This is a genomic window from Pseudomonas syringae (assembly GCF_021606685.1).
GTDB lineage: Bacteria > Pseudomonadota > Gammaproteobacteria > Pseudomonadales > Pseudomonadaceae > Aquipseudomonas > Aquipseudomonas syringae_R.
This window is the reverse complement of record NZ_WKCB01000010.1, coordinates 1-17,915: the sequence shown is the minus strand read 5'-3', so window position 1 is coordinate 17,915 and position 17,915 is coordinate 1. Positions and strand designations below refer to the sequence as shown.

22 protein-coding genes and 4 tRNA genes are annotated in these 17,915 nt (G+C 61.4%); 16 read left to right on the top strand and 10 right to left on the bottom strand.

Annotation, left to right across the window (positions count from 1 at the left end; all coding sequences use genetic code 11):
- Positions 1–173: 173 nt before the first annotated feature.
- A complete protein-coding gene (gene ispH, locus GIW02_RS06295; RefSeq protein WP_236410809.1) occupies positions 174–1,121 on the top strand; it encodes a 4-hydroxy-3-methylbut-2-enyl diphosphate reductase in 948 nt (315 codons plus the stop codon).
- Here the strand turns inward: ispH and GIW02_RS06290 are convergent.
- Positions 1,075–1,656, bottom strand: coding sequence for a GspH/FimT family protein (locus GIW02_RS06290; protein ID WP_236410810.1), 582 nt, complete (start codon positions 1,654–1,656; stop codon positions 1,075–1,077). The two genes, ispH and GIW02_RS06290, sit on opposite strands and share 47 nt — an antisense overlap.
- 202 nt (positions 1,657–1,858) lie before the next feature.
- Here GIW02_RS06290 and pilV point away from each other — a divergent pair, with 202 nt between their 5' ends.
- The 5 genes from pilV (at position 1,859) to thiO (ending at position 5,174) form a co-directional block, all read left to right on the top strand.
- Positions 1,859–2,344, top strand: a complete 486-nt coding sequence (gene pilV / locus GIW02_RS06285) for a type IV pilus modification protein PilV (RefSeq protein ID WP_268935483.1) — start codon at positions 1,859–1,861, stop codon at positions 2,342–2,344.
- A complete protein-coding gene (locus GIW02_RS06280; protein WP_236410812.1) occupies positions 2,341–3,048 on the top strand; it encodes a prepilin-type N-terminal cleavage/methylation domain-containing protein in 708 nt (235 codons plus the stop codon). The genes pilV and GIW02_RS06280 overlap by 4 nt, the downstream gene beginning before the upstream one ends.
- A 4-nt stretch (positions 3,049–3,052) precedes the next feature.
- Positions 3,053–3,583 (top strand): PilX N-terminal domain-containing pilus assembly protein, encoded by a 531-nt coding sequence (locus GIW02_RS06275; RefSeq protein WP_236410813.1) that lies wholly within the window; start codon positions 3,053–3,055, stop codon positions 3,581–3,583.
- Between the two features lie 11 nt (positions 3,584–3,594).
- Positions 3,595–3,996, top strand: a complete 402-nt coding sequence (locus GIW02_RS06270; protein ID WP_236410814.1) for a type IV pilin protein — start codon at positions 3,595–3,597, stop codon at positions 3,994–3,996.
- 68 nt (positions 3,997–4,064) lie between these two features.
- Positions 4,065–5,174: a glycine oxidase ThiO gene (thiO, locus tag GIW02_RS06265; protein ID WP_236410815.1), complete on the top strand. Its 1,110-nt coding sequence runs from the start codon at positions 4,065–4,067 to the stop codon at positions 5,172–5,174.
- Here thiO and GIW02_RS06260 read toward each other — a convergent pair.
- On the bottom strand, positions 5,161–5,394 hold the full coding sequence (locus tag GIW02_RS06260) for a PP0621 family protein (protein WP_236410816.1): 234 nt from the start codon (positions 5,392–5,394) through the stop codon (positions 5,161–5,163). The genes thiO and GIW02_RS06260 overlap by 14 nt on opposite strands.
- Positions 5,395–5,520: 126 nt before the next feature.
- Positions 5,521–6,546: an outer membrane protein assembly factor BamD gene (locus GIW02_RS06255; RefSeq protein WP_236410817.1), complete on the bottom strand. Its 1,026-nt coding sequence runs from the start codon at positions 6,544–6,546 to the stop codon at positions 5,521–5,523.
- A 149-nt stretch (positions 6,547–6,695) separates the two neighbouring features.
- Between GIW02_RS06255 and rluD the strand changes: the two genes are divergently transcribed.
- The 7 genes from rluD to GIW02_RS06220 all read left to right on the top strand — a co-directional run bounded on the left by rluD (position 6,696) and on the right by GIW02_RS06220 (position 11,793).
- Positions 6,696–7,658: a 23S rRNA pseudouridine(1911/1915/1917) synthase RluD gene (gene rluD, locus GIW02_RS06250; RefSeq protein ID WP_005784662.1), complete on the top strand. Its 963-nt coding sequence runs from the start codon at positions 6,696–6,698 to the stop codon at positions 7,656–7,658.
- A complete protein-coding gene (gene pgeF, locus GIW02_RS06245; RefSeq protein WP_236421800.1) occupies positions 7,655–8,380 on the top strand; it encodes a peptidoglycan editing factor PgeF in 726 nt (241 codons plus the stop codon). The genes rluD and pgeF overlap by 4 nt, the downstream gene beginning before the upstream one ends.
- A gap of 133 nt (positions 8,381–8,513) precedes the next feature.
- Complete coding sequence (gene clpB, locus GIW02_RS06240) at positions 8,514–11,078, top strand: ATP-dependent chaperone ClpB (RefSeq protein ID WP_236410819.1); 2,565 nt, start codon at positions 8,514–8,516, stop codon at positions 11,076–11,078.
- A 301-nt stretch (positions 11,079–11,379) separates the two neighbouring features.
- Positions 11,380–11,455 (top strand) — tRNA-Asn (locus tag GIW02_RS06235).
- A 9-nt stretch (positions 11,456–11,464) separates the two neighbouring features.
- A tRNA-Pro gene (locus tag GIW02_RS06230) sits at positions 11,465–11,541 on the top strand.
- Between the two features lie 5 nt (positions 11,542–11,546).
- A tRNA-Lys gene (locus tag GIW02_RS06225) sits at positions 11,547–11,622 on the top strand.
- A 94-nt stretch (positions 11,623–11,716) separates the two neighbouring features.
- Positions 11,717–11,793 (top strand) — tRNA-Pro (locus tag GIW02_RS06220).
- 177 nt (positions 11,794–11,970) lie between these two features.
- Here GIW02_RS06220 and GIW02_RS06215 read toward each other — a convergent pair.
- From GIW02_RS06215 to GIW02_RS06205, 3 genes are read right to left on the bottom strand one after another with little or no spacing between them, the layout of a single operon-like run.
- Complete coding sequence (locus GIW02_RS06215; protein ID WP_236410820.1) at positions 11,971–13,269, bottom strand: NAD(P)/FAD-dependent oxidoreductase; 1,299 nt, start codon at positions 13,267–13,269, stop codon at positions 11,971–11,973.
- A gap of 60 nt (positions 13,270–13,329) precedes the next feature.
- Entirely contained in the window at positions 13,330–13,503 is a 174-nt protein-coding gene (locus tag GIW02_RS06210) for a DUF3094 family protein (protein ID WP_016976295.1), read from the bottom strand.
- Between the two features lie 55 nt (positions 13,504–13,558).
- On the bottom strand, positions 13,559–14,188 hold the full coding sequence (locus tag GIW02_RS06205) for a DUF1780 domain-containing protein (RefSeq protein ID WP_010213242.1): 630 nt from the start codon (positions 14,186–14,188) through the stop codon (positions 13,559–13,561).
- A 104-nt stretch (positions 14,189–14,292) separates the two neighbouring features.
- On the opposite strand from GIW02_RS06205, the gene GIW02_RS06200 reads away from it, so the two are divergent.
- The 3 genes from GIW02_RS06200 (at position 14,293) to GIW02_RS06190 (ending at position 15,727) form a co-directional block, all read left to right on the top strand.
- Positions 14,293–14,760, top strand: coding sequence for an FAD/FMN-containing dehydrogenase (locus GIW02_RS06200; protein ID WP_236410821.1), 468 nt, complete (start codon positions 14,293–14,295; stop codon positions 14,758–14,760).
- Entirely contained in the window at positions 14,757–15,446 is a 690-nt protein-coding gene (locus GIW02_RS06195) for an energy-coupling factor ABC transporter permease (protein WP_236410822.1), read from the top strand. Before GIW02_RS06200 ends, GIW02_RS06195 begins: the two co-directional genes overlap by 4 nt.
- 65 nt (positions 15,447–15,511) lie before the next feature.
- Positions 15,512–15,727 (top strand): hypothetical protein, encoded by a 216-nt coding sequence (locus GIW02_RS06190; RefSeq protein WP_003171680.1) that lies wholly within the window; start codon positions 15,512–15,514, stop codon positions 15,725–15,727.
- On the opposite strand, the gene yacG is transcribed toward GIW02_RS06190, so the two are convergent.
- The 4 genes from yacG to GIW02_RS06170 all read right to left on the bottom strand — a co-directional run.
- The gene (gene yacG / locus GIW02_RS06185; protein WP_003188437.1) at positions 15,724–15,924 is read right to left on the bottom strand and encodes a DNA gyrase inhibitor YacG; all 201 of its coding nucleotides are present in this window, start codon (positions 15,922–15,924) and stop codon (positions 15,724–15,726) included. The genes GIW02_RS06190 and yacG overlap by 4 nt on opposite strands.
- Complete coding sequence (coaE, locus tag GIW02_RS06180; RefSeq protein WP_236410823.1) at positions 15,921–16,544, bottom strand: dephospho-CoA kinase; 624 nt, start codon at positions 16,542–16,544, stop codon at positions 15,921–15,923. Before coaE ends, yacG begins: the two co-directional genes overlap by 4 nt.
- Positions 16,541–17,407: a prepilin peptidase gene (locus GIW02_RS06175; protein ID WP_456361649.1), complete on the bottom strand. Its 867-nt coding sequence runs from the start codon at positions 17,405–17,407 to the stop codon at positions 16,541–16,543. The genes coaE and GIW02_RS06175 overlap by 4 nt, the downstream gene beginning before the upstream one ends.
- Positions 17,404–17,915 (bottom strand): type II secretion system F family protein (locus tag GIW02_RS06170; protein ID WP_236421799.1); only part of this gene is annotated, 512 nt, incomplete at its 5' end. The genes GIW02_RS06175 and GIW02_RS06170, both read right to left, overlap by 4 nt.

Here is a 17,915-nt window from a genome sequence, read left to right as displayed (position 1 = left end):
TGTGGGGCGGGATAGTGTGGGAGGGGGCTTGCCCCCGATAGCAGTGGGTCAGTGAATACATGTTTAACTGATCCACCGCCATCGGGGGCAAGCTCCCTCCCACCGTTGATCTTCATTGTCACTTGAGTCGCGTCGATCCTGACCCATAGCCGCTGCAACACACGAGGCACAGCATGCAAATCAAACTCGCCAACCCCCGTGGCTTCTGCGCCGGCGTGGACCGGGCGATCGAAATCGTCAACCGCGCCCTGGAAGTCTTCGGCCCGCCTATCTATGTGCGCCATGAAGTCGTCCACAACAAGTTCGTGGTCGAAGACCTGCGCGCCCGTGGCGCCATCTTTGTCGAAGAGTTGGACCAGGTGCCGGACGACGTGATCGTCATCTTCAGCGCTCACGGTGTTTCCCAGGCGGTGCGTACCGAAGCGGCGGGCCGTGGCCTGAAAGTGTTCGATGCCACCTGCCCGCTGGTCACCAAGGTGCACATCGAAGTCGCGCGCTACAGCCGTGATGGCCGTGAATGCATCCTGATCGGCCATGCCGGCCACCCGGAAGTCGAAGGCACCATGGGCCAGTACGACGCCAGCAATGGCGGCGCCATCTACCTGGTGGAAGACGAGAACGACGTCGCCAACCTGCAGGTGCAAAACCCTGAGCGCCTGGCGTTCGTGACCCAGACCACGCTGTCGATGGACGACACCAGCCGCGTTATCGACGCGCTGCGTAGCCGCTTCCCGGCCATTGGCGGCCCACGTAAGGACGACATCTGCTACGCCACCCAGAACCGTCAGGACGCAGTTAAGCAACTGGCCAACGAGTGCGATGTCGTGTTGGTAGTGGGCAGCCCCAACAGCTCCAACTCCAATCGCTTGCGCGAGTTGGCCGAGCGCATGGCAACCCCCGCGTACCTGATCGACGGTGCCGAAGACATGCAGCGCAGCTGGTTCGACGGCGTTGAGCGTATTGGCATCACCGCCGGTGCTTCGGCCCCGGAAGTGCTGGTGCGCGGTGTTATCCAGCAACTGCACGCCTGGGGCGCGACCGGCGCCGATGAGTTGGCCGGGCGTGAAGAGAACATCACCTTCTCGATGCCCAAGGAGCTGCGGGTTCGTTCGCTGCTCTGATGCCCAGGGTGCCGGAGTAGCTCCGGCACAGCGCCTGCTCGGCCCTGTCGCTGCGCAGGCTGATGCGCCCACTTGGCGCCAGCACGATCTGATGCAGGCTCTGCGCCTGGTCCGCGGCGCACACATGCACGGTGCCGGCCCGAAACCCCCCGCCTGAAAATACCGGTTCGCCCACCCCGCTGAAGCGCACCTGGTTCTTGACCGGCCCGTTGCCCACAATCGGCACTCGGCCGCTGTCCTGGCGTTCCAGCAGTACGGGGTTGTCGTCGTCCAGATGACCGCGTCCGCTCACATCCAGTATCACTCGCCAGCCCTGGCTCCAGTCATCGTCCCAGGCGTGAATGACCACCGGGCGGTTACGGGCGATGGCCTCCGTGCGTGCATAACGCAGTCCGCTCGCCAGGGCGTGTGCGGCGCCCTGGCGTTGCTGGGATTCCAGCAGGCTCTTGAAATTGGGCGTTGCCAAGTGCGCGAGGACGCCGCTCAGCAGTAGCGCCAATAGCAGTTCGATCAGTGTGAAGCCGTGTTGGCGCATGGGCCGTCCCTCCGTGGACGTGGGTAGTGTTTGGGTGCTGCCCTAGGTATAGCGCCCACCGGCGACTGCGGATGATGGCCTTTATGTCCAAAGTATTTCCCTTTGTTCCCGCAGCAGCGCGGTCTGAAAACCGACGCTAGTCTTGGGCCGCACAGCAGGGTTTACCTGCTTCTTTTGGCCTTCGACACGGATGACGACGGTAATGCTTGCCTGCTCGAACACCTGTATTTCCCACGCATCGCACCAGGACCAAACCGGCATGACGCTGATTGAAGTGCTGGTGGCGGTGCTGATTCTCGCCATCGGCCTGCTGGGCGCGGCGCTGATCCAACTCAATGCACTCAAGCTCACCGACAGCTCGAGGATGACCAGCCAGGCGAGTTTCATTGCCTACGACATGCTCGACCGGATTCGCGCCAATTCCGCTGCCGACTACGCATGGCGCCGCGGCGCGCGTGCATCGGCCAGTGCTGCAAGCGCCAGTGCGCGCGACCTGGACCTGCATGATTTCGAGGCCAATATTCGCGGGTTTGCCGGGGAGAGCGGCGACGGCTCGGTGGTTGTCAGTGCTGGCGAAGTGACGGTCAGCATCAGTTGGGATGACCGCCTGCGCACCGGCATTCCGGGAGCCCGCGAAACCTTCACGCTCACCAGCCGCATCGGCATCGAAGCGGGGACGGCGCGATGAGCTACCCGATTCGTGGTTTCAGCTTGCTGGAAGTGCTGCTGGCGCTGTCGGTCGGGCTGGTACTGGTGCTTGGCGTCAGCCAGGTGGCGGTCAGCGCGCGGGCGACTCATGCCAGCCAGCAGGCGGCGATGCAACTGCAGGATGACGCGCGGTTTGCCCTGGGCAAGCTGATTCAGGACATACGCCAGGCCGGCATGTTCGGCTGTTTGGCGCCGGCGTTTATCGAGAATGCCCCGCCAGCCTTCGATCGCCCCATTGCCTGGGTGGCCGGTGGCGGCTCAGCGTCGCTGACACTGGTCACTGCCGATGTGGCGGGCGAAGGCGGCAAGCCTGACTGGACAGTGCTGTCCGACTGCACAGGTACCGCCCAGGCTTACACCGCGAACTCACCGGCGCCGGCGCCCGGGCAGAGCCGTTTTGCGCTGCGCCAGCTCACCTACAGCTTTGAGGCGGGCCAGCTGAAGGTGAGCACGCTGGCAGCGCCGGCCAAAACGGTGTTGGTGGACAACGTGCAGCGGTTCGACGTGAGTTTCGGCATGGCCGCCAAGTTCGACTCGACGCGCGTGGAGCGCTACGACGCAAGCCAGGCGGATGCGTCGTTGATACGCAGTGTGCGCATCGTGTTGACGCTGCATGACCCGGCGGGCCGGGTAAAGGATCAAACCTACAGCGTCGTGGCGGCGCTGCGAAACCGGTTGGGTTAGCGCCATGAGGCTCGGTCAAGGTGGGTTTGTACGGCAGACGGGCATGGTCTTGCTGGTCAGCCTGGTGTTTCTGCTGCTGTTGTCGTTGGTCGGTTTGTCGTCGATGCAAGGGGCGGTGACGCAGCAAAAAATCGCCGGCAGCTTCTGGCATGGCAACCAATCGCTGCAACGTGCCGAAAGTGGCCTGAGGTTCGGTGAGGCAACGGTGCAGCGAGAGTCGGCGACGTGGCCGGTGTGCCGCTCGATCGTCAGTTGTGCGCCGCCGAATGAGGCGCTTTCAGTGGTGCACGCCGGAGGCAGCTACCTCTCGGGTATCACCTGGGTTGCGGTGAAAGGCGGTTTATACGGCGTTCAATCCCTGGGCCCAGGTGTTGGGGTGGCGCGTTTGCCCGCGCTGACTCCCGCCACGTTGTATCGGGTGACGGCCGTGGGGCTGAGCGGGCAGGCGCGCACGGTGCTGGAGAGCGTGTATGCGCGAGTGGAGGAGGAGGGCGGCTCGCGGTTTCGGCGAGTGGCATGGCGGCAACTTCAATAAGGAGCAACAAGATGGGCATGGACAGCCAGGGTTTTACCCTGATCGAGTTACTGATCGCGGTGACGATCATCGCGTTTCTGGCCGGGATCGCGTACCCCGGGTACACCCACCACGTTAAGAAAGCGTATCGCGTCGAACTTGTCGGGTTATTGATTGAGCAGGCTCAGCACCTGGAGCGTTTTTATACGAGGAACGGTACTTTTATTGATGCAAGCGGCGTCAGTCAGGGCAACGATCGCTATAGAATCAGCGCTGCATTGAACCCTCAGGATTTCAGCCTGGTGGCCACGCCTGTCGCCGACTCGGTGATGGCTGGCGACCCGTGCGGTGAGTTCAGCCTGAACAGCACCGGTGCACGGGCCAACCCTGGCGCTGCACCGCACATGTCGCGTACGGCGTGCTGGGGGCAATGATGCAGATGCAAGTGCTGGACGACTGGGCGCCAGGCGCGCTTGTTCCTATTTTTCGGCTGGATCAAATGATGGCTAAGCAACAGCAAGTGGTGATTGTCGGTGGCGGTGTCATCGGTTTGTTGACGGCATACAACCTGGCCACCCAGGGCCAGGCGGTAGTGCTGTTGGAGCGTGCAGGGCTAGGCCAGGAGTCGTCCTGGGCGGGCGGTGGCATTGTTTCCCCGCTGTATCCTTGGCGCTACAGCCCGGCGGTCACCGCTCTGGCGCATTGGTCCCAGGATTTTTACCCGCAACTGGCTGCACGCTTGTTTGCGGCCACTGGGGTCGATCCTGAGGTTCACACCACCGGGCTGTACTGGCTCGATCTGGACGATGAGGCCGAGGCCCTGGCCTGGGCCGCCCGTGAAGGCCGGCCCTTGAGCAAAGTCGATGTGTCGGCTGCCCACGATGCAGTCCCTGTGCTGGGCAGCGGGTACTCCCAGGCGATCTATATGGCCGATGTGGCCAATGTGCGTAACCCGCGCCTGGTCAAATCCCTCAAGGCGGCGTTGTTGGCGCTGCCGGGTGTGACGATTTATGAGCAGTGCGAGGTCGCCGGTTTTATTCGGGACGGTGGCAGCGTGGTGGGGGTGAACACGGCGGATGGCCCGGTTTTCGGCGATCAGGTGGTGCTGGCCGCTGGGGCGTGGAGTGGTGAGTTGCTTGCCACGCTGGGCCTGGCGTTGCCGGTGGAGCCGGTCAAAGGGCAGATGATTCTGTACAAGTGCGCTTCAGACTTCCTGTCGAGCATGGTTCTGGCCAAGGGGCGTTATGCGATTCCCCGGCGTGACGGGCACATCCTGATCGGCAGTACCCTGGAGCATGAAGGCTTCGACAAGACCCCCACCGAAACCGCGCTGGAAAGCCTCAAGGCATCTGCGGTAGAGCTGATTCCCGCATTGGCGGACGCAGAAGTAGTGGGGCATTGGGCCGGACTGCGCCCAGGCTCACCAGAAGGGATTCCCTATATTGGCCAGGTGCCCCGTTTCAAGGGGTTGTGGCTCAACTGTGGGCATTACCGCAACGGCCTGGTGCTGGCACCGGCCTCGTGCCAGCTGTTTGTCGACTTGTTGCTGGGGCGCACGCCGATCATTGACCCGGCGCCCTATGCCCCCGCCGGTCGGCTCAACGCTGAATAGACTTGGGGCCTTGCTCCAGATGCGCCTGAGTGCAATACCACTCCTGACGTGAGCTGAGTGCGCGATCCTGCGGCAGGTGCACGCCGCAGTGGGCGCAGCGCACCATCAGGGCCGTGCCTGGCTCGCTGCCACGCTGCTGTTTGGCGGCCGGGCTTTTGAATTTGCGCCAGAACCATACTGCGGCAGCAATGACGGCAATCCAGAACAGTAGACGAACCATGGTAGGTAGTTTCTCGACAAGGAATGCGCCAGTTTAGCCAAGGACGTGGCAGGCGCACAGAGCAATAATGCTTGCCCATAAAAAAGGGAGCCCCGAGGGGCTCCCTTTTTGCGTTGCGTCGACTGATCAGTCGAACACGCCGAAGGTCATGTAGCTGAACCACGAGCGGTCCTGGTTGTTGCCCAGGGCCTGCGGTTCTTCCTCTTCGATCACATCGCCGTTCTCATCGTGCGGCTTGAGTTCCGAAGGAATGGCTTCCTTGGCGTCCTGGTACTGCTTGATTACGTCCTGGTTGGCGCGGGTTTCGCCCGGCGGCAGCGGTGGACGGGATTCGATCAGGCCCAGGGTGTATTTGCTCAGCCATGAACGGTTGTCTGCCTCGGCGACCTGAGGCACGAACTGGCCGTCCTGCAGGCTTGGGTGGTCCGGGTAGTTGAGCTTCAGGGTTTCCAGGCTGGTGTTGGCCAGCTCGTCCAGGTGCAGACGCTGGTAAGCCTCGGTCATCACGGCCAGGCCGTCACCCACCGAAGGGGTTTCCTGGAAGTTCTCTACGACGTAACGGCCACGGTTGGCGGCTGCTACGTAGGCCTGACGGGTCAGGTAGTAGTGAGCCACGTGGATCTCGTAGGACGCCAGCAGGTTGCGCAGGTAGATCATGCGCTGCTTGGCGTCCGGCGCGTAGCGGCTGTTGGGGTAGCGGCTGGTCAGCTGGGCGAACTCGTTGTAGGAGTCGCGGGCAGCGCCCGGATCACGCTTGGTCATGTCCAGCGGCAGGAAGCGCGCCAGCAGGCCGACGTCCTGGTCGAACGAGGTCAGGCCCTTCATGTAGTAGGCGTAGTCGACGTTCGGGTGCTGCGGATGCAGGCGGATGAAACGCTCGGCGGCGGACTTGGCAGCTTCCGGCTCGGCGTTCTTGTAGTTGGCGTAGATCAGCTCGAGCTGGGCCTGGTCGGCGTAGCGCCCGAACGGATAGCGCGACTCCAGTGCCTTCAGCTTCGCTGTGGCGCTGGTGTAGCTATTGTTGTCCAAGTCTTTCTGAGCCAGTTGGTACAACTCGACTTCGCTCAGGTTTTCGTCGACGACTTCCTTTGTTGACGAGCAAGCAGCAGTCATGGCGAGGATGGCGATCAGCAGCAGGTGTTTCACTTGCATGGCGGCTTGCGTCCCTATGACGGCCGCTGTCTTGGGCGGGGCCGTCCTGTTATGATGAGCGCCCCGTTGAAAGCCTCGGGGCAAAAGACGCCGTATTTAACCACAAGCGCGCAGCCGAAACCAAAGGCTGTGCCACGCCTAGTCTGAGCATGTCCGATAAAATTGAACTTCGCGCAGAGGTGCCGTCCGAATTGGGCGGCCAACGCCTCGATCAAGTCGCCGCACAATTATTCGCTGAGCACTCGCGCTCGCGCCTTTCCGCCTGGATCAAAGACGGCCGCCTGACTGTGGATGGAGCGGTTATCCGCCCGCGAGACATAGTCCATGGCGGTGCGATTCTTGAGCTGACCGCCGAGCAGGAAGCCCAGGGAGAATGGGTCGCCCAGGACATCGAGCTGGATATCGTCTATGAAGACGACGACATCCTGGTCATCAACAAACCCGCAGGCCTGGTGGTTCACCCGGCCGCCGGGCACGCTGATGGCACCTTGCTCAATGCCCTGCTGCACCACGTGCCGGACATCATCAATGTGCCGCGCTGCGGCATCGTGCACCGCCTGGACAAGGACACCACCGGTTTGATGGTGGTGGCCAAGACCATTCAGGCGCAGACGCAGTTGGTTACGCAATTGCAGAGCCGCAGCGTCAGCCGGATCTACGAGTGCATCGTGATCGGCGTGGTGGTGGCCGGTGGCAAGATCAACGCACCGATTGGCCGTCACGGCCAGCAGCGCCAGCGCATGGCGGTGATGGAGGGCGGCAAGCAGGCCGTCAGCCACTACCGCGTGTTGGAGCGTTTCCGCTCCCACACCCACGTGCGGGTCAAGCTGGAAACCGGTCGTACCCACCAGATTCGGGTGCACATGGCCCACATCAACTTCCCGTTGGTCGGAGATCCGGCCTACGGCGGTCGCTTCCGCATTCCACCTGCGGCCAGTCAGACCATGGTTGAATCGTTGAAATCCTTCCCGCGCCAGGCACTGCACGCACGCTTCCTGGAGCTGGATCATCCGACGAGCGGTAAGCGGATGAGCTGGGAATCGCCTCTGCCGGACGATCTGGTCTGGTTGTTGTCGCTCCTCAAGCAGGATCGCGAGGCGTTTATCGGATGAGTGACTGGCTGATTCCTGACTGGCCTGCGCCAACTCAGGTCAAAGCCTGCGTCACCACCCGTGCGGGCGGCGTCAGTCTGGCGCCGTTCGACAGCCTCAACCTGGGCGATCATGTCGAGGACAGCCTGGAGGCTGTTCTTGAAAATCGCCGTCGTCTTACCGATGCCTTTGATATTCAGCCGGCCTGGTTACGCCAGATTCACGGGGTGGCCGTGGTCGAGGCCGATCCGTCGCGCACGGTCGAAGCGGATGGCAGCTGGACCGGCACCCCGGGTATCGCCTGCACCTCAATGACCGCCGACTGCCTGCCCGCATTGTTCTGCAACCGCGCCGGTACTCGCGTGGCCGCGGCCCACGCCGGTTGGCGTGGCCTGGCGGCGGGTGTGCTGGAGGCGGCTGTTGAAAGCCTCGAGGCCGAGCCGGATGAAGTGTTGGTCTGGCTCGGCCCCGCCATTGGCCCGCAAGCCTTTGAAGTGGGCCCGGAAGTGCGTGAAGCCTTCATGCAGCACTTGCCGATCACCGCCCAGGCTTTTGTGCCCAGCCACAATCCGGGCAAGTTCATGGCTGACATTTATAAGCTGGCTCGCCTGCGCCTTGCTGCGCGCGGCGTCACTGCTGTTTACGGGGGCGGTTTGTGCACCGTAACCGACCCGCGTTTCTTTTCTTACCGCCGCAGCGCTCGCACTGGTCGGTTTGCCTCCCTGATCTGGCTCGAACGCTAGACTCTTCTGATCTGCGTCAACGCTCTGTAGCTTGAATCTCCCAGAATCGACCGCATCTATAGGGGTATCTGGCAGGTTTCTTCATTCAGGATGTGTGTTTATAGCTCCGGCCTGCTCAAAAGGAAGGTGACTAATGCGTATTGATCGTTTAACCAGCAAATTACAGTTGGCTTTATCGGACTCCCAATCCCTGGCGGTGGGCCTCGACCACCCGGCCATTGAGCCTGCGCACTTGATGCAGGCGCTCCTGGAACAACAAGGTGGTTCTATCAAGCCCTTGTTGATGCAGGTCGGCTTTGATGTCAGCAGCCTGCGCAAGGAGTTGAGCAAAGAGCTCGACCAACTGCCAAAAATCCAAAATCCTACCGGCGACGTGAATATGTCACAGGACCTGGCGCGCCTGCTTAATCAGGCGGACCGCCTGGCCCAGCAGAAAGGTGACCAGTTCATCTCCAGCGAACTGGTGCTGCTCGCCGCTATGGACGAGAACAGCAAACTCGGCAAGTTGTTGCTGGGCCAGGGTGTGAGCAAGAAAGCCCTGGAAAATGCCATCAACAACCTGCGGGGCGGCGATGCCGTCAACGACCCCAACCATGAGGAGTCGCGCCAGGCTCTGGACAAATACACCGTCGACCTGACCAAGCGCGCCGAGGAAGGCAAGCTGGACCCGGTGATCGGCCGTGACGATGAAATCCGTCGCACCATCCAGGTCCTGCAACGTCGTACCAAGAACAACCCGGTGCTGATCGGTGAACCTGGTGTGGGTAAAACCGCGATTGCCGAGGGCCTGGCCCAACGCATCATCAACGGTGAGGTGCCGGACGGCCTTAAAGGCAAGCGCTTGTTGTCGTTGGACATGGGGTCGCTGATCGCCGGTGCCAAGTTCCGAGGCGAGTTTGAAGAACGCCTGAAATCCCTGCTCAACGAGCTGTCGAAGCAGGAAGGGCAGATCATTCTGTTTATCGACGAACTGCACACCATGGTCGGCGCCGGTAAGGGCGAGGGTTCCATGGACGCCGGCAACATGCTCAAGCCTGCGTTGGCGCGGGGTGAGCTGCACTGTGTGGGTGCCACGACGCTCAATGAGTATCGCCAGTACATCGAGAAGGACGCGGCCCTTGAGCGGCGGTTCCAGAAAGTGCTGGTGGAAGAGCCGAGCGAAGAGGACACCATCGCGATCCTGCGTGGCCTGAAAGAGCGTTATGAGGTCCACCACAAGGTGGCGATCACTGACGGCGCGATCATTGCGGCGGCCAAACTGAGCCACCGCTATATCACCGACCGTCAATTGCCGGACAAGGCCATCGACCTGATCGACGAGGCCGCCAGCCGTATCCGCATGGAGATCGATTCCAAGCCGGAAGTGCTGGATCGTCTGGACCGGCGCCTGATTCAACTGAAAGTCGAATCCCAGGCGCTGAAGAAAGAAGAGGATGACGCGGCGAAGAAACGCCTGGAAAAACTCCAGGAAGAAATCGTGCGTCTGGAGCGCGAGTATTCGGACCTCGAAGAAATCTGGACCTCGGAAAAAGCCGAAGTACAGGGCTCGGCGCAGATCCAGCAAAAAATCGAGCAATCGCGTCAGGAGCTGGAAGCCGCACGCCGTAAAGGCGACCTGAACCGCATGGCCGAGCTGCAGTATGGGGTGATCCCTGACCTGGAGCGCAGCCTGCAGATGGTCGACCAGCATGGCAAGGCTGAAAACCAGTTGCTGCGCAGCAAGGTGACCGAAGAAGAAATCGCCGAAGTGGTTTCCAAGTGGACCGGCATTCCGGTGTCGAAAATGCTCGAAGGCGAGCGCGACAAGCTGCTGAAAATGGAAAGCCTGTTGCACCAGCGCGTGATCGGTCAGGAAGAGGCCGTGGTGGCGGTGTCCAACGCGGTACGGCGTTCGCGCGCCGGGTTGTCCGACCCGAATCGCCCAAGCGGCTCGTTCATGTTCCTCGGCCCGACTGGCGTGGGTAAGACCGAGCTGTGCAAGGCGTTGGCCGAGTTTCTCTTTGATACTGAAGAGGCGATGGTGCGGATCGATATGTCCGAGTTCATGGAGAAACACTCGGTGGCGCGCCTGATCGGTGCCCCGCCAGGCTACGTGGGCTACGAGGAGGGCGGTTACCTGACCGAAGCCGTGCGGCGTAAGCCTTACTCGGTGATCCTGCTGGATGAAGTCGAGAAGGCCCACCCGGATGTGTTCAACATCCTGCTGCAAGTGCTGGAAGATGGCCGCCTGACGGACAGCCACGGGCGTACCGTGGATTTTCGCAACACGGTGATCGTGATGACCTCCAACCTGGGCTCGGCGCAGATCCAGGAACTGGTGGGTGATCGTGAGGCGCAGCGCGCCGCTGTGATGGACGCGCTGACCTCGCACTTCCGCCCGGAATTTATCAACCGGGTCGATGAAGTGGTGATCTTCGAGCCTTTGGCGCGGGATCAGATTGCGGGGATTACCGAGATCCAGTTGGGCCGCCTGCGTGGTCGCCTGGCCGAGCGTGAGTTGTCGCTGGAGCTGAGCCGCGAGGCGTTGGATAAACTGATCGCGGTCGGTTACGACCCGGTGTATGGCGCACGGCCTTTGAAACGTGCGATCCAGCGCTGGATCGAGAACCCGCTGGCGCAGTTGATCCTGTCGGGCAGCTTCATGCCTGGCACCAGCGTGACGGCGACCGTGGAAAACGACGAAATCGTCTTCCACTGAGCCCTGGCGCTACGGCAATAAGAGAAGGCCCTGCATTGCGGGGCCTTTTTTTTCGATAGGGCGTTGAACTGTAAGGCAAAGGCTTGTAAAGTGCGCCCCGCAGCAACGTCAGCCCACGGGTTTCTTCTCCCCAAGAAGAAATCAGAAACAAGCGCAAATCATTGTCTTAAAAGCAATTTAAAGGGTTGACAGGGGTTTTTAAGATTGTAGAATAGCGCGCCTCAGACACATGAACGTAGCGATACGGACAAGTCGATGAGAAGGCAATACGCAGTAAAAGTTGTACTTTGAAATATGTAGTTCCGTGATAGCTCAGTCGGTAGAGCAAATGACTGTTAATCATTGGGTCCCAGGTTCGAGTCCTGGTCACGGAGCCAATTTCAAACCGGGGTATAGCGCAGTCCGGTAGCGCGCCTGCTTTGGGAGCAGGATGTCAGGAGTTCGAATCCCCTTACCCCGACCATATTTGGGTCGTTAGCTCAGTTGGTAGAGCAGTTGGCTTTTAACCAATTGGTCGTAGGTTCGAATCCCACACGACCCACCATTTTTGAGACCAGTTAACGCTGGAATCGAATCTTAAGATCAGAGGCCAAAAGCACTGATCGAAGAAGGCGACTGAAAGGTCGCCTTTTTTTTACCGGGGTATAGCGCAGTCCGGTAGCGCGCCTGCTTTGGGAGCAGGATGTCAGGAGTTCGAATCCCCTTACCCCGACCATATTAAAAATCCTCGTATCGAAAGATACGGGGATTTTTTTTGCCTGCTGAAAACTCAAAGTCCCCGCAGGACAAATGTGGGAGGGGGCTTGCCCCCGATAGCAGGGTGTCAGTCAGTAATTGCTTAACTGACCCACCGCTATCGGGAGCAAGCCCCCTCCCACATTGTTTGATGTTGTTAGTGCAGTTTCAGGCGTGGCTCAGTCCCGCGCCCGATCTTGCTGCCCAGCATCAGCATCGCCGTGCGGAAGAAGCCATACAGCGCCATCTGGTGCATGCGGTACAGCGACACGTAGAACATCCGCGCCAGCCAGCCTTCCAGCATCACGCTGCCGGTGAGGTTGCCCATCAAGTTACCCACCGCCGAGAATCGCGACAGCGAAATCAGCGAGCCATAGTCGGTGTACTTGTAGGACGGCAGGTCCTTGCCTTCGATTCGCAGCTTGAGCGACTTGGCCAGCAACGAAGCCTGCTGGTGAGCGGCTTGGGCACGTGGCGGCACATTGCGGTCGGTGCCGGGTTGCGGGCAGGCTGCGCAGTCACCGAAGGCGAAGATGTTTTCGTCGCGTGTGGTCTGCAGCGTCGGCAACACTTGCAGCTGGTTGATGCGGTTGGTTTCCAGGCCGTCGATGTCCTTGAGGAAACCCGGGGCGCGAATACCGGCGGCCCACACCTTGAGGCTGGCGGGAATCACCTGGCCGCTGCTGGTGATCAGGGCGTCGGCGGTGACTTCGCTGACGGCAGAGTTGGTCAGTACGGTCACCCCGAGTTTCTCCAGGGTTTTATGCACAGGGCTGCCGATACGCTCGGGCAGGGCAGGCAACACCCGTGGGCCGGCTTCGATCAGGGTGATGTGCATGTTTTCCGGCTTGATGCGGTCCAGGCCGTACGCTGCCAGCTCATGGGCCGCGTTGTGCAGCTCGGCGGCCAGTTCAACGCCGGTGGCGCCGGCGCCGACGATGGCGACGCTGATCTGCTCAATGGTGTCGGTCTGCCCGGCGTGAGCGCGCAGGTAGTGGTTGAGCAATTGTTGGTGGAAGCGCTCGGCCTGTTTGCGGGTGTCGAGGAACAGGCAGTGCTGCGCTGCGCCCTCGGTGCCGAAATCGTTGGTGGTGCTGCCCACCGCGATGACCAGGCTGTCATAGCCCAGCACGCGTGCAGGCACCAGTTCACGGCCTTCTTCGTCGAGGGTGGCGGCCAGCTGAATTTTTTTCTGCTCGCGGTCGAGCCCGCTCATGCGCCCCAGCTGGAACTCGAAGTGGTTCCATTTGGCCTGGGCGACGTAATTGAGTTCGTCTTCCGAAGAGTTCAGCGAGCCGGCCGCCACTTCGTGTAGCAGCGGCTTCCAGATATGGGTCAGGTTGGCGTCCACCAGCGTGATGCTGGCGGTGCCGCGCTTGCCCAGAGTCTTACCCAGGCGGGTAGCCAACTCCAGGCCGCCGGCGCCGCCGCCGACGATAATAATACGATGGGTCATGGGGATATCTCGCAAGGCTAAAAGAAATCGGAGCAGTTACCCCCGCGAGCGCCAGGCAGCTCATAGCGTCAGGTAACTCAAAAGGCGGCTCAGCAGGCCGAGCCCGATCACCACCACCAGCACCACACCAAGGAGCAGCCACGGCCGGAAAGGCTTGCGCTCGACTCGGTTTTGGGAGAGTTGCAGGTACTCTTCGACATGCTGTTGGTCGTCGGGGTTCAGGCGGCTGGTCATATAAGGCCTCGTCAGGTAGACGTTGCAAAAGGGCGCCACGTTACAGTCCGGGGGCTCAGAGGCTGATGCCCACGTCGAATACTATGCTGCGCCCCAGGTTGTTGCGCAAGAAATCCGGCGCATCCGGGTGCGCGAACAACACCCGCGCAAAAGTCGGCCCCACCAGCGACAGCGAGCGCCAGCCCTGGCGCAGGTATTCGGTAGGGGGTGGGAAGTGGCTGTTGAGGTCCAGCACTTCGCGCTTGAGGCTGGTAAAGGCGACGATATCCAGCTCACCCAGGTCCATCCCGCGCTCTTTGTAGTTGTGCGCCTTTTTGCGCAGGGTCGGCGCCAGGCGCAGCAGGAACTCATGGGCCGGAATGCGCCGCGGCTTGGCTTCGCGCCGTACCAGTTGGCTCAGGGAGAATGCACTGCGGCGACGCAGCAATTCATCGCGCCATTCATCGTTCAGGCGTCGCCCCTCGTCCAGCACGAAAAACACCTCGAAACTGGCGTCACGAAACAGCACATCCGGCGGCTCTTGCCCGGCGGCGTGGAACTCTTCGGCGCGATAAGGCACGTTCAGGCCTTGCAGCAGGCGCTGGCAGACCCAACGCTCACGCTCCCATTTGCGGGCATTGGACAGGAACGCGTTGGCTTGTTCGGCCGCTACGGTGAGCAGGCGCAAGTAGTCTGAGTCATCCATATTTGCAGCTTAGCGTCCAAATGATGACTGCAGGAAGTCTTGCGTTAAAACGCCGGTGTAGACTGGCCGCTCGAGTGTTAGGCCAAAACGATGAGGAGTTTGCCGTGAAGTTTTCTCTGGCGCTGTTGCTGATCCTGCTGCCTGCGTGCGCCCAGGCCATTGAGGTGGGGGAGCGCGTGGCGCCCTGGACGCTGCTGGATCAGTTCGACCAGGCCTACACCTTGAATGATCAAGCGCAGGTTCTCTTGGTTGCGCGCAGCATGGACGCCGCCAAACAGGTGGATGCGGCGCTGCAAGGCCAGCCAAAAGGCTACCTCGAAGCGCGGCACGCGGTGTTTGTCGCCGATATCCAGCGCATGCCGAGGCTGATCGCCAAACTGTTCGCGGTACCGGCCATGCAGGCCTACAACTACCGGGTCATGCTGGACCGGGATGCCCGCATCGCCCCGCGCTATCCGGCGGCTGTCGACAAAGTGCTGTGGCTGCAACTGAATAACGGTACATTGGTTGCGCAACGCGAATACAGCACGGCCACTGAGCTTCGCCAAGCGCTGGAGCAGGTGAAACCGTGATCAGTGCCGCCGTGCTGGCGCCGGCCACCCTCGGCATTGGCTGGCTGCTGTATGTGCCGGTGCTTGTGTGGGCAGTTCTGCGCTCGCCGTGGGTCGAGTTGTTTGCCGACCGACGGCGTCAGCATCTGTTGTTCGGCACGGTGTTCGCGCTGTTCATGCTGTGGTTGGTCAGGCGGGATTTCGATACGGGGGTTTCCTACCATTTTATCGGCATGACCGCCGTGACCCTGCTGCTGGACTGGCCGCTGGCAATCGTCGGTGGGTTTGCCGCGCAGCTGGGCCTGATGGCGCTGGGGCGTCAGGACCTGCCAGCCCTTGGCGTGAACGGCCTGCTGCTGATCGGGCTGCCGGTGCTGGTTACCGAAGGCTGCGCGTTGCTGGTCGAGCGCACGCAACCGCGTAATCCATTCGTGTACATCTTCTGTTCCGGCTTTTTTGCTGCCGCGCTCTCGGCGCTGCTCTGCCTGTTACTGGGGTTGGGGCTGTTATGGTTCGACGGCCGTTTTGCCATGCCGGAATGGCTGGAGGATTTTGTCGGCTACCTCTGGCTGATCATCTTCCCCGAGGCCTTTATCAACGGCATGGTCATCAGTGCGCTGGTGGTGTTTTGCCCGGAATGGCTGGAGACGTTCAACCGCACTCGCTATCTCTCGGCACCGTGGAAGGATGACGATTCGCAGCGTTGATCCAGGTCAAATCCTGCGCGACTCGGCAGGCTCATGCTCTGCAGAATTTTTCAGGAGCACGGATCATGAGTGTGTATGAATGGGCACGGCAGGAGTTGCGCAGAAGCCAGGACGCCGCGCAGGAAATCGGCTTTGATCCGGGCTTGACCCTGCGCGCGATGCTCAGTGCGGTGGTGCAGCAGAGCAAGGGCGTGCGCAGTTTCGAAGACCTGGCCGACGAGCTGCAATACCTTGCAGAGAACCTCGACGACCAGCAGGAGTACGCCTTTATGCGGCCTTAATGGCGCGGCGGCAGGTCTTCGGAGAACAGCTCGTCTTCGGCGTCCGGCGCTACCGGGATTTTGTGTTCCTCAGCGGCCCATGCGCCCAGATCGATAAGTTTGCAGCGGTCCGAGCAGAACGGCCGGTTGAGGTTGGTCGCTTTCCATTCCACGGGTGCACCGCAGGTTGGGCAGTCGACGGTCAAGGGTTGGCTCATGATCGGCCTCCACGCAAAGTAAGGTAAAAGTGGTGCAGTCGCTCGACCTCGCTGTGCAGCCAGGCGAGGTCCTGGTCATTGACCAGCACGTCATCGGCATGGTTCAGACGGTCTTCGCGGCTGGACTGAGCCTTGAGAATTGCCTGCACCTGTTGCTCGCTGATGCCGTCGCGCTGCAGGGTACGCTGAATCTGCAGCGATTGCGGCACGTCGATCACCAGGATGCGCTGGGTCATGCTGTACTGCCCGGATTCGATCAGCAAGGGTGACACCAATATCGCGTACGGCGACCGGGCACGGGCCAGGTGGCTGCGAATCTCCTCGCCAATCAACGGGTGCAGCAGGCCTTCCAGCCAGCGGCGCTCCTCGGGCACTTCAAAGATCAGCTTGCGCAGGGCCGCTCGGTCCAGCTGGCCGTCAGGCTGCAGTACGCCAGCGCCGAAATGCTCGACAATGCGCGCCAGTGCCGGGCGGCCAGGTTCAACCACCCAGCGCGCGGCGTGGTCGGCGTCCACCAGGTCAACGCCCAGGTCGATAAAGTGCTGGGCCGCCGCGCTCTTGCCGCTGCCGATGCCGCCGGTGAGGCCGAGAATCCAGGATGTTGCAACAGAAGTGGTCATCTGAAACCGACAGACTGCAAATAGAAGTCGGTTATTTGACCACCCCAGAGCAATGCAATCCAGCCGGCAATTGCCAGATACGGACCAAACGGCATCGGTGTCGAGGCTTGGGCCTTGCGCAGGCGCATCAGGATCAACCCGACAAACACCCCGACCAGGGACGACATCAAGAGGGTCATCGGTAGGATCTGCCAGCCGCCCCAGGCGCCGAGCAGCGCCAACAACTTGAAGTCACCATGGCCCATGCCTTCCTTGCCGGTGACCAGTTTGAACAGCCAGAACACCGACCACAGGCTCACGTAGCCGATCACCGCGCCCCACAACGCGTCGGGCAGCGGCACGAACAGCTCGAAGGCATTGACGATCAGCCCCAGCCACAGCAACGGCAGCACCAGCACATCCGGCAGCAACTGGTGGTCGACATCGATCAGGCTCATCGCCAGCAACCCCCAGCTCAACAGCATCACCGCCGCCGCTTGCCAGCCCACGCCGAAATGCCAGGCCACCACGGCGCTGATCAGCGCGCACGCTAGCTCGGTAAACGGATAGCGAAGGCTGATCGCGCCCTCGCAGTGCGCGCAGCGGCCCTTGAGCATCACGTAACTCAGCAGGGGGATATTCTCCCAGGCACGGATCGGGTGCTCGCAGTGCGGGCAGTGGGAGTTGGGGTGCATCAGGTTGTAGGGCGGCCCGGCGGGGTCGGCAGGCAAACCGAGTATGTCATGGGCCTGTGCGCGCCATTCCCGTTCGAGCATGGTCGGCAGGCGCGACACCAGCACGTTGAGAAAACTGCCGACGATCAACCCCAGCACCAGGGCCATCGCTACAAAGGCCCAGGGAAACTCTGTGAACAGCGGGCTCAAAATGCGCTCCCCAGCTGGAACACCGGCAGGTACATGGCGAGCACCAGCGCTCCGACAATCCCCCCCAGCACGACCATGATCAGCGGCTCCATCAGGCTCGTGAGGTGATCGACCTGGTCGTCCACAGCGGCCTCGTAGTGCTTGGCGACTTTTTCCAGCATGAAGTCCAGCGTGCCGGACTCTTCGCCAATGGCCGTCATCTGGATCGCCATGCCCGGAAACAAACCGCTGGCGGCCATCGATTGATTCAACTGCATGCCGGTAGATACATCATGTCGCATATGCTCGATTGCCTGTTTGAACGGACCTGAACCGACGGCCCCGGCCACGGAACCCAACGCCTGTACCAGCGGAACACCGGCGGCAAAGGTAGTGGAAAGCGTGCGGGCGTAGCGGGCCACGGCCGATTTTTGCAGCAGTTTGCCTGCCAGGGGCGCTTTCAACAAACCGGCGTCCAGCCAATGACGAAAACCAGGCGAGACGCGACAGGCATGCCGCAGCCCCATGG